General features: G+C 68.8%; 17 protein-coding genes. 10 read left to right on the top strand and 7 right to left on the bottom strand.

The genetic code is table 11. The features are described from left to right. Window positions 1-52 precede the first annotated feature (52 nt). The 4 genes from rpsF to C6A87_RS28935 form a co-directional block, all read right to left on the bottom strand. Window positions 53-343 (bottom strand): 30S ribosomal protein S6, encoded by a 291-nt coding sequence (gene rpsF / locus C6A87_RS28920; RefSeq protein WP_011783131.1) that lies wholly within the window; start codon window positions 341-343, stop codon window positions 53-55. A 152-nt stretch (window positions 344-495) separates the two neighbouring features. After that, window positions 496-2,079, bottom strand: a complete 1,584-nt coding sequence (locus C6A87_RS28925) for a glycosyltransferase family 87 protein (RefSeq protein WP_311118127.1) — start codon at window positions 2,077-2,079, stop codon at window positions 496-498. A gap of 102 nt (window positions 2,080-2,181) precedes the next feature. Next, on the bottom strand, window positions 2,182-4,698 hold the full coding sequence (locus tag C6A87_RS28930) for a transglycosylase domain-containing protein (RefSeq protein WP_396837137.1): 2,517 nt from the start codon (window positions 4,696-4,698) through the stop codon (window positions 2,182-2,184). A gap of 61 nt (window positions 4,699-4,759) precedes the next feature. Next, window positions 4,760-5,194: a DUF5318 domain-containing protein gene (locus C6A87_RS28935; protein ID WP_040541381.1), complete on the bottom strand. Its 435-nt coding sequence runs from the start codon at window positions 5,192-5,194 to the stop codon at window positions 4,760-4,762. 348 nt (window positions 5,195-5,542) lie between these two features. Here C6A87_RS28935 and C6A87_RS28940 point away from each other — a divergent pair, with 348 nt between their 5' ends. Further along, entirely contained in the window at window positions 5,543-6,088 is a 546-nt protein-coding gene (locus tag C6A87_RS28940; protein ID WP_311115370.1) for a PadR family transcriptional regulator, read from the top strand. Window positions 6,089-6,138: 50 nt separating this feature from the next. Next, entirely contained in the window at window positions 6,139-7,227 is a 1,089-nt protein-coding gene (locus C6A87_RS28945) for an inositol-3-phosphate synthase (protein ID WP_311115371.1), read from the top strand. An 85-nt stretch (window positions 7,228-7,312) separates the two neighbouring features. Here the strand turns inward: C6A87_RS28945 and C6A87_RS28950 are convergent, their stop codons facing one another. After that, window positions 7,313-8,542 (bottom strand): enhanced intracellular survival protein Eis, encoded by a 1,230-nt coding sequence (locus tag C6A87_RS28950; protein WP_396837138.1) that lies wholly within the window; start codon window positions 8,540-8,542, stop codon window positions 7,313-7,315. A 39-nt stretch (window positions 8,543-8,581) separates the two neighbouring features. Between C6A87_RS28950 and C6A87_RS28955 the strand changes: the two genes are divergently transcribed. The 7 genes from C6A87_RS28955 (at window position 8,582) to C6A87_RS28985 (ending at window position 16,350) form a co-directional block, all read left to right on the top strand. Next, window positions 8,582-9,478, top strand: a complete 897-nt coding sequence (locus C6A87_RS28955; RefSeq protein WP_311115373.1) for an alpha/beta hydrolase — start codon at window positions 8,582-8,584, stop codon at window positions 9,476-9,478. Between the two features lie 125 nt (window positions 9,479-9,603). Continuing rightward, window positions 9,604-11,679 carry a PhoX family phosphatase gene (locus C6A87_RS28960; RefSeq protein WP_311115374.1) on the top strand — a complete coding sequence of 692 codons (2,076 nt, stop codon included), beginning with the start codon at window positions 9,604-9,606 and terminating at the stop codon, window positions 11,677-11,679. Between the two features lie 54 nt (window positions 11,680-11,733). Then, on the top strand, window positions 11,734-12,540 hold the full coding sequence (locus C6A87_RS28965) for an LLM class F420-dependent oxidoreductase (protein WP_311115375.1): 807 nt from the start codon (window positions 11,734-11,736) through the stop codon (window positions 12,538-12,540). 53 nt (window positions 12,541-12,593) lie between these two features. Continuing rightward, window positions 12,594-13,256, top strand: coding sequence for a GntR family transcriptional regulator (locus C6A87_RS28970; protein ID WP_311115376.1), 663 nt, complete (start codon window positions 12,594-12,596; stop codon window positions 13,254-13,256). Between the two features lie 49 nt (window positions 13,257-13,305). Further along, window positions 13,306-15,102 (top strand): ABC transporter substrate-binding protein/permease, encoded by a 1,797-nt coding sequence (locus tag C6A87_RS28975; RefSeq protein ID WP_311115377.1) that lies wholly within the window; start codon window positions 13,306-13,308, stop codon window positions 15,100-15,102. Further along, window positions 15,102-15,842 (top strand): amino acid ABC transporter ATP-binding protein, encoded by a 741-nt coding sequence (locus C6A87_RS28980; protein WP_311115378.1) that lies wholly within the window; start codon window positions 15,102-15,104, stop codon window positions 15,840-15,842. Before C6A87_RS28975 ends, C6A87_RS28980 begins: the two co-directional genes overlap by 1 nt. A gap of 67 nt (window positions 15,843-15,909) precedes the next feature. Continuing rightward, entirely contained in the window at window positions 15,910-16,350 is a 441-nt protein-coding gene (locus C6A87_RS28985; RefSeq protein WP_311115379.1) for a MarR family transcriptional regulator, read from the top strand. A gap of 11 nt (window positions 16,351-16,361) precedes the next feature. Here the strand turns inward: C6A87_RS28985 and C6A87_RS28990 are convergent, their stop codons facing one another. After that, window positions 16,362-17,702: an MGH1-like glycoside hydrolase domain-containing protein gene (locus C6A87_RS28990; protein WP_311115380.1), complete on the bottom strand. Its 1,341-nt coding sequence runs from the start codon at window positions 17,700-17,702 to the stop codon at window positions 16,362-16,364. A 56-nt stretch (window positions 17,703-17,758) separates the two neighbouring features. Here C6A87_RS28990 and C6A87_RS28995 point away from each other — a divergent pair, with 56 nt between their 5' ends. Continuing rightward, window positions 17,759-18,424 (top strand): SDR family oxidoreductase, encoded by a 666-nt coding sequence (locus C6A87_RS28995; protein WP_311115381.1) that lies wholly within the window; start codon window positions 17,759-17,761, stop codon window positions 18,422-18,424. A 6-nt stretch (window positions 18,425-18,430) separates the two neighbouring features. On the opposite strand, the gene ctaD is transcribed toward C6A87_RS28995, so the two are convergent. Further along, window positions 18,431-20,179, bottom strand: a complete 1,749-nt coding sequence (ctaD, locus tag C6A87_RS29000) for a cytochrome c oxidase subunit I (protein WP_311115382.1) — start codon at window positions 20,177-20,179, stop codon at window positions 18,431-18,433. Window positions 20,180-20,231 lie beyond the last annotated feature (52 nt).

Genomic DNA, 20,231 nt, shown 5'->3' on the forward strand with positions numbered 1-20,231 from the left:
TAGGTGGGCGTTGGGCGCGAGCCTACGCAGCGGTCCCGACGAGCGGCACCCTTTAGTGCTTGTCGGTCCGCATCACCTTGGTCCGCAGCACGGACTCGTTCAGGTTGAGCTGACGATCGAGCTCGGACACCGTCGCGGGCTCGGCCTTGACGTCGACGATCGCGTAGATGCCCTCGGCATGCTTGGCGATCTCGTACGCCAGGCGGCGCCGGCCCCAGATGTCGACCTTGTCGACAGTGCCACCGTCCTTGCGGATGACGTTCAGGAACGTCTCCAACGACGGAGCTACGGTGCGCTCGTCAAGTGTGGGGTCGAGAATGACCATGATTTCGTATGGACGCATGAGAAACCCATCACCTCCTCTGGTCTTGTCGGCCACGGCGTGTCCGTGGCAGGAGGGTCGCCTGCGTCGGCAACTGGCCCAGGCTACCGGAATGGCCGCTGATCTGCGAAATCGAGCGTGCATCGGGCGCGCAAAGCGACAGTGGGTGTCGCTTAGCGCGCCGAATTCACCAGGGAGCGGGGGCGCAACCAGTCCGGGAGCCACCGCGGCGGCGCGTCGGCCGCCCGGTCGAACACCCCGCCCGCGGGATCGTCGACCCCGCCCTGGCGGACCAGGTCCAGCTGCGGCCGGTAGATCTCGCGAATCACCAACGCGCACAACGTAACCACCGCGATATCGCGCAGCAGCACCGTCGCGGTGAACGCCTGCTCGGGCAACCCCATGTTCTGTTCGCCGAACAGATAGAGCATCCGGGGCACCCACACCAGCATGTCGACGGTCATCCACGCCAGCAGGATCCGCCGGTGCGGCAGCGCCAGCACCGCCAGCGGCACCAGCCACAGCGAGAACTGCGGGCTCCACACCTTGTTCGTCAGCAGGAACGCCGCCACCACCAGGAATGCGATCTGCGCCACCCGCGGGCGCCGCTCCGCGGTCAGCACGATGTAGCCGATCGCGATGCAGCACGCGGCGAACAACGCGGCGCTGATCGTGTTCAGCACCACCGGCGGCTCCCAGAACCCGAGGTCCGGATCGAACCCGCGCCAGCCGGTGAACGACCGCACCACGCTGTAGATCGAGTCCATGTCCTCGCCGCGACGGGTGTTGAGGCGGAAGAACTCCGACCACCCGCGCGGGAACAGCACCATGATCGGCAGGTTCACCACCAGCCAGGCCAACGCCGCGGCCGCCGTGGTCTTGCCGACCTCCCGCAGCCGGCCGGTGCGCACCGCCAGCAAGACCAACGGCACCAGCAGCAGCAGTGGGTACAGCTTGGCCGCCACGCCCAACCCGATCAGCACGCCGGCCAGCACCGGTCTTCGCCGCGCCCACGCCAACAGCGCACAGGCCGCGAAAGCCGTTGCCAGCGCGTCGAAATTGGTGAAGATCTGGAAGATCACGATCGGCGAGGCGGCCAGTAGCGCCGCGTCCCAGATCCGCCGGGTCCCGGCGAGCATCGCCGTCGCCCACAGCGTCGTCAGCCAGGCCAGGGCGAGCCCGAACGCCGAGATGTTGAAGAACATCACCACTTCGGCGATCACCGGCGCCGACACCAGTTTGGTGACCGCCGTGTACGTCTTGGCCACCGACATCGACAGGTACTGGTAGAGCCCGGTCAGCACCGGATACTCCATGTAGCGCACCGCGGGCTCGCCGTCGTACTGCACCTGCGGGGTGCCCTCGGCGTTGGTCTCGACCCAGCTGGACTTGTACGGGAACTTGCCGAGGTTCAGCAGTTCCGCGGTGTAGAGCGGAACGGTGTCGGAGTAGCAGAGCTGGTAGTAGGCGCGCTGGTTCTCCCAGTTGGCGACGCGCTGATCGGCCGGGCCCGTGCCGGTGGTCTGCAGGCACGCGGCCTTGGTCGAGTAACCCAGCGCGAGGAACACCAGCGCGATGATCATCATCACCCGCAGCGGGGTCAGGAAGCGGGTGCGCCCGATCAGCGCGTGGCGGCCGACGGGCCCGCCGATGGTGCCCGACAATGCCGCACCGATCGCGTCGGTGCGGCTGGGGAAGTCGCGGGAGTCCAGACTCCGGCGGTCTTCGGCCGGCGGAGCCCGGCGAGCCCAGCCCATCCGGTGGAGCCGGCGAGACCAGCCCGGCCGGCGCAGCCGGCCCATCCGGCCGAGTCTCCCCCGCCGGCGAGACGAAGTCGGCCGGCGAATCGGGCTCCGCCGTCACGGGGGCGGAAGCGGGCCCGGCGGCGGCACACCCGGCGGAACCGGGGCGCCCGGAGGAATCGGAGCTCCCGGCGGCACCGGTGCACCCGGCGCTCCCGGCACCCCGGCGTCGGGCACCGGCGCGCCGGGCGGCGTGACGGGCACGGTGGTCGGCGGACCCCACGGGATCGTGATGCCCGGCGCGATCTCCAGCGTCGGCTGGATCACGGTCTCCGACGGAATCGGCGCCTCGGTGGTGCGCGGCGGCGGCGGCGCCTGTGGCACCCCGGCATATCCGCCGATCTCCTCAGGCTTGGGGAACGACTCCTTGTCGGTGCCGTCGAGCGCACCGTCCATCGTCGCCTTCCAGATGTCGGACGGCAGTCCGGAGCCGTACACCGGCGAGCCCCACTTGTTCTCCAGCGGCTTGGTGCCGTCGACGGTGCCCACCCAGACCGCGGTCGACAGCGACGGGGTGAACCCGACCATCCACGCGTCGCGGTTGGCACCGGTGTCGCCGAGCTGGTTGGTGCCGGTCTTGGCCGCCGACGGACGCCCACCGGCCAGTGCGTGCCCGTTGGAGTACGCGGCGATCGGCTGCATGGCGGCGGTGACGTTGTCGGCCACCGCCTTGTCGATGCGCTGCTCGCCGGCGTTGTCCTCCTGGCCGGCGTCGAAGAGCACGGTGCCCTCGGCGTTGACGACCTTCTGCACGAAGTGCGGCTTGTGGTAGACGCCGGACGCGGCGAGCGTGGCGTACGCCGAGGCCATGTCGATGACGCGGGACTGGTACTGACCCAGCACCACACCGTTGTTCGGCGGTCCGCCCTTGCCGTCCTCCGACAGCGTGTGCTCGATGCCGGGGATGCTCTCGGCGATACCGGCCGTGTGCGCCGCGTCGGCGACGTCCTGGGGGCCGTTCTTGAGCTGCAGCATCAGGCGGTAGTAGCTGGTGTTCAGCGACCGCTTCAGCGCCTCGGCGATGTTGCAGGTACCGCAACTGTTGCCCTCGACGTTGGAGATCTTGATGCCGTTGACCTCGACCGGCGAACTGTCCACCTGATAGCCCAGGCCCATGCCCTGCTGCAGCGCCGCGACGAGCGCGAACACCTTGAACGACGAGCCGGTCGGCAGGCCTGCCTGCGCGAAGTCGAAGCCGTTGGCGTCCGAGCCACCGTAGTAGGCCTTGACCCCGCCGGTCCTCGGGTCGATCGACACCACCGCGGTGCGCATGTCCGGGTCCTGCCCGTCCAGGTACTCCTCGACCGCGTCGACCGCGGCCTCCTGCGCCTTCGGGTCGATCGTCGTGGTGATCTGCAGGCCCTCGGTGTTGAGGGTCTGCTCGTTGATGTCGAAGATCTCCATCAACTCGTTGACCACCTGGCGCTCGATCAGGCCGTTGGGTCCGGTGGTCTGGTTCTGGGTGAACGCCTGGTCGGGCGGGATCGTCGCCGGGAACACCTGGGCCTGCCGCTCTTCGGGCGACAGCGCGCCGATCTCCACCATGCCGTCCAGCACCCAGCTCCAGCGCACCGCGGACGCGTCCGGGTCGACGGCCGGGTCCAGCACCGACGGCCGCTGGATCAACGCGGCGAGCAGCGCGCCCTCGGAGACCGTGACCTCCTCGACGGGCTTGCCGAAGTAGGACTGCGCCGCCGCGGCCACGCCATAGGCGCCGCGGCCGAAGTAGATGATGTTCAGATACGACTGCAGCACCTGGTCCTTGGACCATTCGCTGGACATCTTCGTCGAGATCACCAGTTCCTTGGCCTTGCGGATCACGCCGCCGACCCCGGACCGGGCGTCGCCGACCAGTGCGTTCTTCACATACTGCTGGGTGATCGTCGAGCCGCCCTGCAGATCGCCGCCGAAGATGTTGTTCTTCGCCGCGCGCAGGAAGCCGGTGAACGAGAAACCCGGGTTGGAGTAGAAGTCCCGGTCCTCGGCGGCCATCACCGCGTCCCGCACGTGCACCGGGATCTGGTCGATGTTGACGTCGACCCGGTTGCCCTCCGGCGGAACGATCTTGGCGATCTCACTGCCGTCGCTGGCCAGGATCGTCGACACCTGCGCGGTGCGGATGTCCCCGGGCTTGGGGACGTCGACGATCATGTAGGCCATCCCGAACGTCAGCAGCGGCAGCACGATCAGCAGCGCCGCCGCCACGATCGAGCCTCGGCGCACCCACGTCCAGTTGATCTGCTCGCGCAGGCTGCGGCGCGGACCGGTCGGGCCGCCACCGCCGGGACCGTACCCATTCGGCGGGCCGCCCCGCGGCGGGGGCGGCTGCTTCGGAGGTTGTTTGGGGGGCTGCTTCGGGGGCTGCTTGCCCGGGCGGCCGTCCAGCGCGCGCTTGACCGCGTCGACCGGATCCCGCAGCGGCGGGGGCACCCCGTCGCGCACCGGTGGGAGCACCGTGGTGTGCCGGTCGTCGGGGGCCGGCGCCCGACGCGCGCCGCCGTCGTTGGCACGCCGCGGTGGGACGTCCCGGCGCGTCGGGGCGTCCCGGCGCGGCGCAGGCTTGCGTGCGCCCAGACTCTCGGCTGCCCTCTGCCCGTCGCGCGGGTCGTTGGGTGACCGGTCCTGGCGCCCGTCGCTATTCACTGGCGGTCCGCGCCGCACCGGACGCGGGCTGGGAGCGACGTGGCCGGCGCGAGCCCTTCGGGGGCGGGACCGCACCGAGCACGTAGGACTTGACCAGGTGATTCCAGCTGCACGTGCGGCATACCTCCACCACGTGTACGGAGAATTCGTCGAAGCGGGTCGCGAGCAGGACCAGTTCCTCGGCGGTCCGCGCCGAGCCGGACACCGCCCCGAGGTGGTCACCGAACACCCACGACACCAGGGTCAGTTGTTCTTTGCGGCAGATCGGGCACATCACCGAGCTCGGCTTGCCGTGGAACTTCGCGGCGCGCAGTAGATAGGGGTTGGCGTCGCAGACCTCGGTGACGCCGGTGCGTCCCGAGTACACCTCCGCCAGCAGGGACCGCCGGCGCAAGGCGTAGTCCACTACCTGTCGCTGCAATCGCACGAGGACCAGAGTACGTCGGCGGCCCGGGCACCGAGGCTCGGGCGTGCGCCCCGGGACGGTGCCGGCGCGTCTGGCCTGCGCGCTCACCCGCCGATTTCCGCGATCGAACGTGCCGCGCCCCGAGCCTGCGGGGGGTCGTGGAGGTCATCGTCGGCAGCGATGTCGGCACCGGTCACATCGAGGCGTACCTGGGACGTGCTCCGTCGGCCCTGTGGCCACCAACCGCTGACCTGCGGAAACACTGGAAAGTGCGGTACCGCTATAGCGCTCAATATATCGGCGCGATACTATCGGCCGAGGTGTTGAACCGTCGTAGCGACGCATCGGAATCATGGAGGAGGTGCCCGGGTGCTCGAGCTCGCCATCCTGGGTCTGCTTCAGGAATCCCCGATGCACGGCTACGAACTGCGCAAGCGATTGACCGGGCTTCTCGGCGCCTTTCGCGCCTTCTCGTACGGCTCGCTGTATCCGGCGCTGCGCCGCATGCAGGCCGACGGGCTGATCGTCGAGGACGCCGCGCCCGAGGGCACCGTGAAGGTCCGTCGGGCGCGCCGGGTGTACCAGCTTTCCGACGCCGGTAAGCAACGGTTCACCGAGCTCGTGGCCGACACCGGCCCGCAGAACTACTCCGACGACGGTTTCGGAGTTCACCTTGCCTTCTTCAACCGCACCCCGGCCGAGGCCCGGATGCGGATCCTGGAGGGCCGCCGCCGCCAGGTGGAGGAACGTCGCGAAAGCCTGCGTGAAGCCGTGGCGCGGGCGAGCAGCTCATTCGATCGGTACACCCGACAGCTCCACCAGCTGGGGCTCGAGTCCAGCGAGCGTGAAGTGAAGTGGCTCAACGAGTTGATCGCGGCCGAGAGATCGGCGCAGGGGCGCGCCGAACAGACGTAGGCACAACCCACAGCCAGCAATACGAAATCAGTACAAGAGGAGAAGCCGTCATGACCGCAAGCAATGACGTCCGGGTCGCGATCGTCGGCGTGGGCAACTGTGCGTCCTCGCTCGTGCAGGGCGTTCAGTACTACAAGGACGCCGACGAGAACGCCAGCGTTCCCGGCCTGATGCACGTCAAGCTCGGCCAGTACCACGTCCGCGACGTGAAGTTCGTCGCCGCGTTCGACGTGGACGCCAAGAAGGTCGGCTTCGACCTGTCCGAGGCGATCTTCGCCTCCGAGAACAACACCATCAAGATCGCCGACGTGCCGCCCACCGACGTCGTGGTGCAGCGCGGCCCGACCCTGGACGGCATCGGCAAGTACTACGCCGACACCATCGAGATCTCCGACGTCGAAGCCGTCGACGTGGTCAAGGTGCTCAAGGACGCCCAGGTCGACGTGATGGTGTCCTACCTGCCCGTCGGTTCCGAAGAGGCCGACAAGTTCTACGCGCAGTGCGCCCTCGACGCCGGAGTGGCGTTCGTCAACGCGCTTCCCGTGTTCATCGCCTCGGATCCGGTGTGGGCCAAGAAGTTCGAGGACGCCGGCGTGCCGATCGTCGGCGACGACATCAAGAGCCAGATCGGCGCCACCATCACCCACCGCGTGATGGCCAAGCTGTTCGAGGACCGCGGCGTCACGCTGGACCGCACCTACCAGCTCAACGTCGGCGGCAACATGGACTTCCTGAACATGCTGGAGCGCACCCGCCTGGAGAGCAAGAAGGTCTCCAAGACCCAGGCCGTCACCTCCAACCTGTCCGGCTCGCTGGCCGGCAAGATCGAGGACAAGAACGTCCACATCGGCCCGTCCGACCACGTCGCGTGGCTCGACGACCGCAAGTGGGCCTACGTCCGCCTCGAGGGTCGCGCGTTCGGTGACGTGCCGCTGAACCTGGAGTACAAGCTCGAGGTGTGGGACTCCCCCAACTCGGCCGGCGTCATCATCGACGCGGTCCGCGCCGCCAAGATCGCCAAGGACCGCGGCATCGGCGGCCCGGTCGAAGCCGCCTCGGCGTACCTGATGAAGAGCCCGCCCAAGCAGCTGCCCGACGACATCGCCCGCGAGCAGCTCGAGAAGTTCATCGAGGGCTAGCCACTCTTTCCGCCGAAATTGCATTCCATGCGGTGTTTTCGCCAATTCTGCCGCGTGGAATGCAATTTCGGCGTTTAAGGGGTAGCTAGAAACCGAAGCCGAGTTCGGCCGGGACCTCGGTGGCGAACGCCGCGTCGAGCGCGCTGATCAGCGCAGTGTCGTTGCAGCGCAGGCGATGTGCCGCCGCGAACGCCGACGCGCGGTGGGTGCCGAGGTACAGGCTGCCGAGCACCGACAGGTCGAGATGCACGTCGGCGCCCGCGTCGGTGGGCACGCAGCGCGCGGTCCCGTTCCGCACCTCGAGGGCGAATCGGCCGCCGCCGCCGAGGATCCCGTCCGAAACCTCCAGCACCACAGCCACATCCGCGGAGTAGGTACGAGCCTGCAACACCGCCGGGATGTCGAGCATCCGCAACCACAGACCGTCGTGCACGGCAGTGTGCCGCACCAGCCGCGGATCGGTCAGCAGATACGGCAGCAGCTGGTTGGGGTGCGTCACCGCATCCACCGTCCCCATCAGGTCCAGACCGAGCAGGGTGCGCCACAGCGCGATGTAGGCCTGCGGGGTGACCGCGGCCAGCTTGCCGATCTCGACGCGGTCCTTCTTCTCCCCGCTGTGCACCCGGTAGGACGCGAAGCCGTCGGCGTGCAGCAGCCAGTACATCGCGCTGCCGCCGCCGCGGAATGCCTCCCTGCCGGCGAAGACCTCGTCCCACAGCGGCGCCGGTGTGCGCAGCCCGCCGGGAGTCTGCAGCCGCCACCGCTCGTAGACGTCCTCGATCTGCCCGCGGTGCTCCGCGCCGCGCACCACCCGCACGCCGCCGGGATCGGGTACGTCGGGATGTATCCGTGCCCAGGTCCGGTCGACGGACAGGCTCTGCCACACCGTGGCCGGGCCGTAGCCGAATCGCCCGTAGATCTCGGCCTCGCTGGCCTCCAGCCCCGCGATCGGGTACTTGCCCATCCGACGATGCAGTTCAGTGAACATCCCGGTCAGCGCACCGCGCCGGCGGTGCGTCGGCGCGACCGCGACCATCGACACGCCGGCCATCGGCAGCACCGCGCCGCCGGGAACCGTCAGCTCCAGGTCGAGGAGCACCGCCAGGCCGACGATGTCGGGACCGTCGCAGGCGACCACCGCGCTGTCGGCCGGCATCAGCTGCCGCCACGCGTCGGTCACCTCCTGCGGACGCCACACACCGAAGCCGGTGGCCGCGATCAGGTCCATGCCCGGCCAGTCGGCGTCCACGGCGGTCCGGAAGGTCAGGTCTGTCGCTGAACTTGCCACTGACCCACCGTGGCACACCCGCACCATCTGTCGCACCCGAATATCGCCGGTGCGTACTGTCAGGCCATGACGGAGATCTCCGACGAAGCCCTTCCGGACCTCGACGAGTTCGCGCTGCTGCCCGAGAACGCCGCGCAGGTCGGCGCCACCGACATCCCCGCGGCCGAGCGGATCGACCGCGGACCGGTCAGCGCGATCAAGTTCGGCAGCGACGCGCCGCGCGTGGTGTTCCTGCACGGCGGCGGCCAGAACGCGCACACCTGGGACTCGGTGATCGTCGGACTCGGGGTGCCCGCACTGGCGATCGACCTACCCGGACACGGACGTTCGGCCTGGCGCGAAGACGGCGACTACGGACCGAAGCTCAACGCCGTCGCCATCGAACCCGTGCTCCGTGAGCTGGCGGCCGACGCCGACCTGGTGGTCGGGATGTCGCTGGGCGGGCTGACCGCGCTGCGCCTGGCGGTCACGGCCCCGGAACTGGTGCGGCGCCTGGTGCTGGTCGACGTGACACCGTCGGCGCCCGAGCGCCACACCGAGATGACCGACGCACAGAAGGGCACCGTCGCGCTGGTGCAGGGCGACCGCACCTTCCCGTCCTTCGACGCGATGCTGGAGGTGACGGTCGCCGCGGCGCCCCACCGTGATCGGAAGTCATTGCGGCGCGGGGTGTTCCACAACGCCAAGCGCCTCGAGGACGGCACCTGGACATGGCGCTACGACAGCATCCGCAAGGGTGAGGGTTTCGAGAACCTGTGGGACGACGTGCCACGGCTGAGCACCCCGACCACACTGATCCGCGGCGCGAACTCCTTCTTCGTCAACGACGACGACGCCGACGCGTTCGCCAGGACCGCACCCGGCTTCCAGCGCGTGCACATCGTCGAGAACTCCGGTCACTCGGTGCAGAGCGATCAGCCAGTCGCGCTGATCGAGCTGTTGCGCGGCATCCTGGCGGACTAGCCGACCGCGGCGCGTCAGCTGCTGTTCATCTTCTGCTTGCCCGGCGATCGCCGGGCTGCCGTAACTTTCCGCGAATCCGGCCGCCCAGCCCGCGGCCGGAGTCGGCGTGGGAAGGAACCCCGAAGATGGCGCTCGTACCGCTGAACCTGCTCGTCGCGCACAACGGAAAGTCCAAGCGGCAGCACGTGACCTGTGTGCACAAGTGCGGGGACGCCTGCGCCAAGCCGGTCCCCAACCGCAGCGACAACGAATACTTCGGCGACATCGCCAAAGCCGTCTCCCGGCGCTCCCTTCTGCACGCCGGCGGGGTGGCCGTGCTCGCCGTCGGCGCCGGCTCCGCGCTCGCCGCCTGCTCGAACACCTCCGAGCCCGCTCCGGCCTCCCCGTCACCCGCCGCCGCGACGACCGAGCCGCCGACGGGGATGCGGTTCGCCTCCGTCCCACCCAACAGCCAGGACGCCGTCGTCGTCGCCGACGGTTACGAACAGGCCGTAGTGATCAGCTGGGGCGACCCGGTACTGCCGGGCGCCCCGCAGTTCGACGTCGACAACCAGACCGGCGCCGCCCAACGCGGCCAGTTCGGCTACAACAACGACTTCGCCGGCCTGCTGCCCATCGACGGCCGGCCCGGTCACTACCTGCTGGTCACCAACTTCGAGTACGCGACACCACAGTTCATGTTCCCGGGGTACGACGCCGACGCCCCGACCCGGGACCAGTTCGAGGTCGAGATCGCCTCGATGGGCATGGGTGTCGTCGAGGTCGAACGCACCCCCGACGGTGGCCTGCGGCCGGTCATGGGCCGCTACAACCGGCGCATCACCGGTGACAGCCCCTTCATCCTGACCGGGCCCGCCGCCGGAACCGACTTCGTCAAGACCGCGGCCGACCCCGAGGGCCGCACCGTGCTCGGTACCATCGCCAACTGCGCGGGCGGGGTAACACCCTGGGGCACCGTGCTTTCCGGCGAGGAGAACTTTCACGGCTACTTCGGCGCGCCCGAAGGATCGCCAGCGCCGAAGCCCGTGGACGCGGACCGCCACGACCGCTACGGGGTGTCCCTGGAGCCGTCCGAATTGCGTTGGGAGAACTTCGATCCCCGCTTCGACCTGGCCCAGTCCCCCAACGAGGTGAACCGGTTCGGCTACGTCGTGGAACTGAACCCCTGGGACCCGGACTCGACGCCGGTCAAGCATTCGGCGTTGGGCCGGCTCAAACACGAGGGCGCCAACATCCACGTCACCGCCGACGGCACCGTCGTCGCCTACACCGGCGACGACGAACGCTTCGACTACATGTACAAGTTCATCTCCAGCCGCACGGTGGAGCCCGGCCGGGATCCCGAGGCGATGGCGAACAACCTGGCGATCCTCGACGAGGGCACTCTCTACGTCGCCAAGCTCTCCAGCGACATCCCCGCCGGTGACCTCGACGGCTCGGGTGCGCTGCCTGCCGGCGGATCCTTCCGCGGCAGTGGCACGTGGATTCCGCTGCTGCGCTCGGGCCCGAACGGGCAGGCCGAATCACTCGTCGACGGCGTCACCGCCCAGGAGGCCGCCGTGTTCACCCGGATGGCAGCCGACAAAGCCGGCGCCACCAAGATGGACCGCCCCGAGGACTTCGAGGCGAACCCGAAGACCGGCAAGGTCTACGTCGCGCTGACCAACAACGACGAACGCGGCGCCCCGGGCGAAGCCGCCGCCGACGCGTCGAATCCCCGCAACGACAACAAGAGTGGTCAGATCCTGGAGATCACCGACAACCACGCCGGCACCGACTTCAGCTGGGAGCTGCTGCTGGTGTGCGGCGACCCGCTGGCCGCCGACACCTACTACGGCGGCTTCGACAAGACGAAGGTCAGCCCGATCTCCTGCCCGGACAACCTGGCCTTCGACAGCCACGGCAACCTGTGGATCTCCACCGACGGCAATGCGCTGGACTCCAACGACGGCCTGTTCGCCGTCGCCCTCGACGGCCCCAACCGTGGTGAGACGAAACAGTTCCTGACCGTGCCGCTCGGCGCCGAGACCTGCGGGCCGGTGGTCACCGACGACCTGGTCACCGTGTGCGTCCAGCATCCGGGCGAGAACGACGAGAACAGCATTGACGATCCCCAGTCGCGGTGGCCCGAGGGCGGCGACGGGACCGCGCGGCCGTCGGTGGTGGTGGTGTGGCGCAACGGCGGCAACATCGGCGTGTAGGGGGCCGTGAGCGGGAGAGTTTGTGTCTGGGCGCGGGGGGATATCCCCGCGGGCATGACCTCCGCGAACCGGCCGGTACGCATCGGCGTGCAACTCCAGCCGCAGCACTCCCCGCGCTACGACAACATCCGCGACGCGGTGCGCCGCTGCGAGGACCTCGGCGTCGACGTCGCCTTCAACTGGGACCACTTCTTCCCGCTCTACGGTGATCCCGAGGGCGCGCACTTCGAATGCTGGACGATGCTCGCCGCGTGGGCCGAGCAGACCTCACGGATCGAGATCGGCGCGCTCGTCACCTGCAACTCCTACCGCAACCCCGACCTGCTGGCCGACATGGCCCGCACCGTCGACCACATCAGCGACGGCCGGCTCATCCTGGGGATCGGGTCGGGCTGGAAGCAGCGGGACTACGACGAGTACGGCTACGAGTTCGGTACTGCGGGCAGCCGACTCGACGACCTCGCCGCCGCGATGCCGCGGATCGAGTCCAGGATGGCCCGGCTCAACCCGCAACCGGTCCGCGACATCCCGGTCCTGATCGGCGGTGAGGGCGAGAAGAAGACCCTGCCGCTGGTGGCCCGGCACGCCGACATCTGGCACTCGTTCGCCGACCGCGACAGCTACCCCCGCAAAGCCGAGATCCTCGACCGTCTCTGCGCCGACACGGGCCGGGATCCGGCCACCATCGAGCGCTCGGCCGCGGCCGGCGGCGACGACGAGGCCGCCCTGCTCGAAGACGCCGATGCACTGACCGCACTCGGGATCACGATGCTGACCGTCGGGGTCAACGGCCCCGACTACGACCTCGGCCAAGCCGAGGCGCTGTGCCGCTGGCGCGACCGCCGCCTGGCCGACGGCTGACCCTGTCCGATCGGCCCCCGGCGGGGCCGTCCCCGTGAAAGACTGGCGCGGCCATGCCCAAGAAATATGGGGTCAAGGAGAAGGATCTCGTGGTCTCTCACGTGGTCGATATGGTGCTGACCGGCCGGCTTCGATCGGGAGATCGATTGGACCGCAACGAGATTGCGCACCAACTCGGCGTGAGCCGGGTGCCGGTCCAGGAGGCGGTGGTCCAGCTCGAGCACGACGGCATCCTGACCACGCGCTACCACCGCGGCGCCTACGTGGAGCGCTTCGACGAGTCCACCGTCCGCGAGCACCTCGAGCTGTACGGGATCCTCAACGGCATCGCCTCGGCCCGCGCGGCGACCGCGGCAGACCCCGCCGTCATCGCCGAGCTGGACACCGAGATCCGACAGATGCGCTCCGACCGGGATCCCCGGCAGTTCCACCTGCACGCCAGACGTTTCCGCGCAGCAATCACGAGCACCTACGCCGGGCCCCGACTGCACGCCGCGATCGAGGCCTCCCAGACCCTGGTCCCACAGCAGTTCTGGCAGTCCTATGCCCATCACCGCGACCGCCTGCTGCCGTCCTACGACGCCGAGTTCGCCGCGATCCAGGCCGGCAACCCGGACGCGGCACGCACCGCCTGCAGCGACCGCGCCGACGGCATGGCCACAGCCCTGGTGGCCGAACTGGTGCGGCGCGGGGTGCTCGGCCGCGACGGGTACTGAAGGGACCGAACGCGGCGCGCCCGTGGGGGTGCGCGCTACCTTGCTTGGAATGAACTTCTTGCGGATTGTGCGCACGGCGGTGAAGAGCGCCGTCCTGATCCTGGTCCTCGGGATGATCGCCGCGATGGGTCTGGCCGGGCCGGCCGGTGCGCAGGTCGACCAGTGCGCACCGCCGGGTCTCGCCAGTGCCAGCCCGCTGCCGACGAACCTGGCCGCCGCAGGCAGCGGCCCGGCCGAGGACAAATACACCACCGCGACGGTGGTGCCGTTGGAGTCCGTCGACGTCAACGCACTCGGCCTCAGCCAGCCCGGCACCCTGACCGTCGGAACCCTCTCCGACGCCCCGCCCAGCATCTGCATCGACTCGGCCGGACAGTTCACCGGCTTCGACAACGAACTGCTGCGCGCGGTCGCCGAGAAGCTCGGCCTGCAGATCAACTTCGTCGGCACCGAGTTCTCCGGACTGCTGGCCCAGGTCGCGTCCCGGCGCTTCGACGTCGGGTCGTCGTCGATCACCACCACCGACGCCCGCCGCCGCACCGTCGGCTTCACCAACGGCTACGACTTCGGGTACTTCTCCCTCGTCGTGCCCAGGGGCTCGGCCATCACCGGGTTCGACCAGCTGGCGCCCGGGCAGCGCATCGGCGTCGTGCAGGGCACCGTGCAGGAGGCCTACGTCGTCGACAGCCTGAAGCTGCAGCCGGTCAAGTTCCCCGACTACAACACCGTCTACGCCAGCCTCAAGAGCGGGCAGATCGACGCGTGGGTGGCCCCGTCGCAGCAGGCGCAGGGCACCGTGCAGCCCGGGGACCCCACCGAGATCATCGAGAACACGTTCAGTCTCGACAATTTCATCGCCTGGGCGGTCGCCGGGGACAACCAGCCGCTGATCGACGCGCTGAACTCCGGTCTGGACGCGGTCATCGCCGACGGCACCTGGTCGCGGCTCTACACCGACTGGGTACCGCGGGCACTGCCGCCGGGCTGGAAGCCGGGCTCCAAGGCCGCGCCCGTCCCGCAGCTGCCCGACTTCAACGCCATCGCCGCGCAGAACCAGACCGCGCAGGGCCCGGCCGCTCCCGTGCAACCCAAATCCACGCTGTCCCAACTCGCCGCGTCGTTTCTGGACTGGGATCTCTACAAGCAGGCGATTCCTGACCTGTTCAAGACCGGGCTGCCCAACACCCTGATCCTGACCATCTCGGCCAGCATCATCGGGCTGATCCTCGGCATGGCGCTGGCCATCGCCGGCATCTCCAAATCGCGGTGGCTGCGCTGGCCCGCCCGCGTGTACACCGACATCTTCCGCGGCCTGCCCGAGGTCGTGATCATCCTGCTGATCGGGCTCGGCGTCGGCCCCGTGGTCGGGCATCTCACCGGCAACAATCCGTTCCCGCTCGGCATCGCCGCGCTGGGCCTGATGGCGGCGGCCTACATCGGGGAGATCTTCCGGTCCGGCATACAGAGCGTCGACCCCGGACAGCTCGAAGCCTCTCGCGCACTGGGTTTCAGCTATTCGACGTCGATGCGCCTGGTGGTCGTGCCGCAAGGCGTACGACGGGTGCTGCCCGCGCTGATGAACCAGTTCATCTCGCTGCTGAAGGCGTCCTCGCTGGTGTACTTCCTCGGGCTGATCGCCAACCAGCGGGAGCTCTTCCAGGTCGGCCGGGACCTGAACGCGCAGACCGGCAACCTCTCCCCCCTCGTCGCGGCCGGCCTGTTCTACCTCGCGCTGACGATCCCGCTGACGCATCTGGTGAACTACATCGACGCCCGGTTGCGTCGCGGCCGCAAACCCGTCGACGACGATCCGCTGGTGCTCGCCACCTCCCAGGAGATGAACTGATGCCGATCGACGTGCAGCCGGTCTCGTTGACCGCCAAGGACATTCACCTGTCGTTCGGCAAGAGCGCAGTGCTGCGCGGCATCGATCTCGACGTGGCGGCCGGCTCCAGCACCGCGGTGATCGGGCCCTCCGGATCGGGTAAGTCAACGCTGCTGCGCACGCTCAACCGCCTCTACGAACCCGACCGGGGCGACATCCTGCTCGACGGCCGGTCGGTGCTGCGCGACAACCCCGACCAATTGCGCCAGCGCATCGGCATGGTGTTCCAGCACTTCCAGCTGTTCCCGCACCGCACGGTCCTCGACAACGTCACGATGGCCCCGCGCAAGCTCAAGAAGCTCAGCGCCGACGAGGCCCGCGAACTCGGGCTGGCGCAGCTGGACCGGGTCGGGTTGCGCAACAAGGCCGACGCCCGCCCCGCCACGCTGTCGGGCGGTCAGCAGCAGCGCGTCGCGATCGCCCGCGCGCTGGCGATGTCGCCCCAGGTGATGTTTTTCGACGAGGCCACCTCCGCACTGGATCCCGAACTCGTCAAAGGGGTCCTGGAGTTGATCGCCGACCTTGCCGCCGACGGCATGACGATGGTCGTGGTCACCCACGAGATGGGCTTCGCCCGGTCCACCGCCGACACCGTGGTGTTCATGGATCACGGCCAGGTGGTCGAGACCGGACCGCCGGAGCAGCTGTTCGAGTCCGCCGAGACCGAACGGCTCCGCAGGTTCCTGTCTCAGGTGCTCTAGAACATTCGCAGCGAATCCGGCCGACACCTGAACCTGGCGGTGCGCAACCGGTTAGACTGCCTGAATTATGGTGCAGACCGACGCACGCGTGAGCGAGCTCGCCAGCGAGCTGCAGCGAGTGCTGTCCAAGGTACTGTCGGTCATGCGGCACACCGGCCGCACCGCCACCTCCGGCGATCTGACCCTGGCCCAACTGTCGATTCTGCTCACGCTGTTCGACCAGGGCCCGATGCGTATGACCGAACTCGCCGCCCATGAGAAGGTCCGCACGCCGACCACGACGGTGGCGATCCGCCGGCTGGAGAAGCTCGGCCTGGTCAAGCGTGACCGTGATCCGTCCGACCTGCGCGCGGTGCTGGTCGACATCACCCCGGAGGGCCTGGAACAGCACCGGGATGCGTTGGAATCCAGGCGCGCTCACCTCGCATCGCTGCTGAGCAAGCTCAGCGACGACGAACTCGACGCGTTGGCCAAGGCGCTGGCGCCGCTCGAGCGCATCGCCGAATAGCGCGGGCGCGGTCAGCCGAGCCAGTCCAGCACCGCCGCGGCGGTCCACGACTGCTGCATGCTGCCCAGCGGCTCCCCGGTGAACGGCTCGTAGTACTCGGCGAAGGTGCCGTCGCTGGCCTGGCGCAGGCCTTCCCGCCGCAGGCTCGCCGACCGTTCGGCCCAGCCCCGGCGCGCGAAGCACCACGAGAACAGCCACGTCATCACCGGCCACACCGGGCCGCGCCAGTACTCGCGCGGCCGGAAGTCCCGCGACACCGGCGACGTCGACGGAATCAGCGAGTAGGCCAAGTCCGGGTGACCGCAGAAACGCGGGCCCTCCAACAGCTTCAACAGGGCCCGCTCCCGCTCGTGCGGCAGACCGCCGCACAGCAGCGGCGCGAACTGCGCCACCGTCTCTGTCGCGATCCACTTCTCCGCCCGCACGTCGTAATCCCTTGCCGCACCGGTGCGCTGATCGGTGGTCGCGATCACCCCGGACCGGAACCGCTCGGCCCACGCATAGAGATCCCGCACGTCGGAGTTGGGCCGCTTGTGGTCCTCCCCGATCTCTGCCAGCACCTGGCAGGCCACCGCCAGGATCGCCGAGACGAACACGTCCTCCACCGCGAAACTCATGGTCTTGGAAAGCAATCGGTCGTCGTAGCGGGCGGCCTTCATCTCCTCGAGCAGCCACAGGTAACGGTCGTACTCCAGATCGGACGGGCGCTGGGTGGCGTCGGTGTTGATCTTGTTGTCCTCGCGCTGATACTCGGGCACCTCACCGGGAATCACGTTGGCGTACGGGCCGTCCCAGCGCGGGGAGTTGTCCATCCCCGACTCCCAGCCGTGGTACAGGGTGACCCGGCCGCGCTCGTTCTGGTCGCGGCACTCGGCCAGCCACCGGTGCCAACGCACCAGATGATTCCAGCGCCGGTCCAGGAACGCCTGCGCCACCGCCCGGGTGGACCGCCCGCGGGTGCGGGCATGGTCGAGGATGCGCTGCACCGCGATGGCGTGCACCGGGGGCTGGGTGATCCCGGACGTGTGCCGGATGCGGGGCGCGTCGGCGGTCAGCGCCGAGCAGGCCCACCGGGCAGGCCCGGGGAAGTAGCCGTCCACGCCGTTGGCGAACACGATGTGCGGGATCATGCCGTTGCCCCACTGCGCGGACAGCAGGGTGTCCAGCTCCACCACGGCCCGCTCCACCGACAGCGGCGCCAACCCGATCGCGACGAACGCCGCGTCCCAACTCCACATGTGCGGGTACAGCAGAGGAGCGGCCGTCGTCATCACGCCGAGGTCGTTACCCCGAAGCAGGTACGCGGCCCGGGCGGCCAGTTGGGTGGGAGCGAAGCTCGGATCGTGGGGCATCGCCCCCCATGATGCGACGAGTTCGTCCGCTCTGCAGAGTCGGTAAGGTCTCGGGTGTGCCGACCGCCATGATCACCGGGGCCTCCGGTGGCCTCGGAGCCGCCCTCGCCGACGCTCTGGCGCCGACGCACACCCTGTTCCTGGCCGGCCGCCCGTCGGCCCGGCTCGACGCCGTCGCCGAGCGGCTCGGCGCCACCACCTGGCCCATCGACCTCGCCGACCCGGACTCCATCCCGGCCGTCGTCGAACCGATCGTCGAGCTCGACGTGCTGATCCACAACGCCGGGGTCGCCTACCCCGGGCGGGTCGCCGAATCCCACGTCGACGAATGGCGCGCCACCATGGCCGTCAACGTCGTGGGCGCGGTCGCGCTGACCCTGGAACTGCTGCCTGCGCTGCGCGCCGCCGGCGGCCACGTGGTCTTCATCAACTCCGGTGCCGGCATCAACGCCTCACCCGGGCTGGCGTCGTACTCGGCCAGCAAGTTCGCGCTGCGCGGGTTCGCCGACTCGCTGCGCGCCGACGAGCCGGGGTTGCGCGTCACGTCGGTGCACCCCGGCCGGATCGCCACCGCGATGCAGGAGGATCTGGTCGCTTACGAGGGCCGCGCCTACGAGCCCGAGCAGTTCCTGAGCCCGGCCACCGTCGCCCAGGTGACCGCGGACGCGATCAACACCCCGCCCGACGCGCACGTCCACGAGGTCATCGTCCGCCCCCGGTAATCGGGGTCAGGAGCGGTCGGGCTCGGTGCGGGGCCCGAAGCCCTCCGGCGACTCGAACGCGGTGGCGTGCTTGCCCACGTGGGCCTCGGCCCGCATCCGCTCGACCATGTGCGGGTAGTGCAGCTCGAACGCCGGACGCTCCGAACGGATCCGGGGCAGCTCGGTGAAGTTGTGCCGCGGCGGCGGGCAGCTGGTCGCCCACTCCAGCGAGTTGCCGTAACCCCACGGGTCGTCGACGGTGACCACCTCGCCGTAACGCCAGCTCTTGAACACGTTCCAGACGAACGGCAGCATCGACGCGCCCAGGATGAACGCGCCGATCGTGGACACCACATTGAGCGTGGTGAAGCCGTCGCTGGCCAGGTAGTCGGCGTAGCGGCGCGGCATGCCCTCGTCACCGAGCCAGTGCTGGACCAGGAACGTGGTGTGGAAGCCGATGAACGTCAGCCAGAAGTGCAGCTTGCCCAGGCGTTCGTCGAGCAACCGGCCCGTCATCTTCGGGAACCAGAAGTAGATGCCCGCGTAGGTGGCGAACACGATGGTGCCGAACAGCACGTAGTGGAAATGCGCCACCACGAAGTAACTGTCGGTGACGTGGAAGTCCAGCGGCGGACTGGCCAGCAGCACCCCGGACAAGCCGCCGAGCAGGAACGTCGCGATGAAGCCGATGGAGAACAACATCGGCGTCTCGAACGTCAACCGGCCCTTCCACATCGTGCCGAGCCAGTTGAAGAACTTGATACCGGTCGGCACCGCGATCAGATAAGTGGTAAACGCGAAGAACGGCAGCAGCACCGCGCCGGTGGCGAACATGTGGTGCGCCCACACCACCACCGACAGCGCGGCGATGCCCAGCGTCGCGTAGATCAGCGTGGTGTAGCCGAAGATCGGCTTGCGGCTGAACACCGGGAAGATCTCGGTCACGATCCCGAAGAACGGCAGCGCGATGATGTACACCTCGGGGTGGCCGAAGAACCAGAACAGGTGCTGCCACAGGATCGCCCCGCCGTTGGCCGGGTCGTAGACGTGCGCGCCGAGATGACGGTCGGCGGCCAGGCCGAACAGCGCCGCGGTCAGCAGCGGGAACACCATCAACACCAGCAGGGACGTGACCAGGATGTTCCACGTGAAGATCGGCATCCGGAACATGGTCATGCCGGGCGCGCGCATACACACCACGGTGGTGACCATGTTGACGCCGCCGAGAATCGTGCCCAGACCGGCGACCGCCAGACCCATGATCCACAGGTCACCGCCTGGGCCCGGGGAATGGATGGCGTCGCTGAGCGGTGCGTACGCGGTCCAGCCGAAGTCCGCCGCCCCGCCGGGTACCAGGAAGCCGCCCAGCGCGATCAGCGCACCGAACAGGAACAACCAGTACGAGAACGCGTTCAGGCGCGGGAACGCGACGTCGGGGGCGCCGATCTGCAGCGGCAGCACCAGGTTCGCGAACCCGAACACGATCGGGGTGGCGTAGAACAGCAGCATCACCGTGCCGTGCATGGTGAACAGCTGGTTGTACTGCTCGTTGGACAGGAACTGCAGCCCGGGGCTGGCCAGTTCGGTCCTGATGAACAGCGCCATCAGGCCGCCGATCAGGAAAAAGGCGAAGCAGGTGACGACGTACATGATCCCGATCAGCTTGTGATCGGTGGTGGTGATCAGTTTGTAGACCAGGTTGCCCTTGGGTCCCAGCCGGGCCGGGAAGGGCCGCCGCGGCTCAAGGGTCAGCAGATTCGGTGCTTCGATGGCCATGAGATCTCCTCGGGCGCCGGCGCGGCTCGAACCGACGCCGGGTACCCGAGAA

This window comes from Mycobacterium sp. ITM-2016-00317 (assembly GCF_002968295.1).
In the GTDB taxonomy this organism is placed as follows: domain Bacteria; phylum Actinomycetota; class Actinomycetes; order Mycobacteriales; family Mycobacteriaceae; genus Mycobacterium.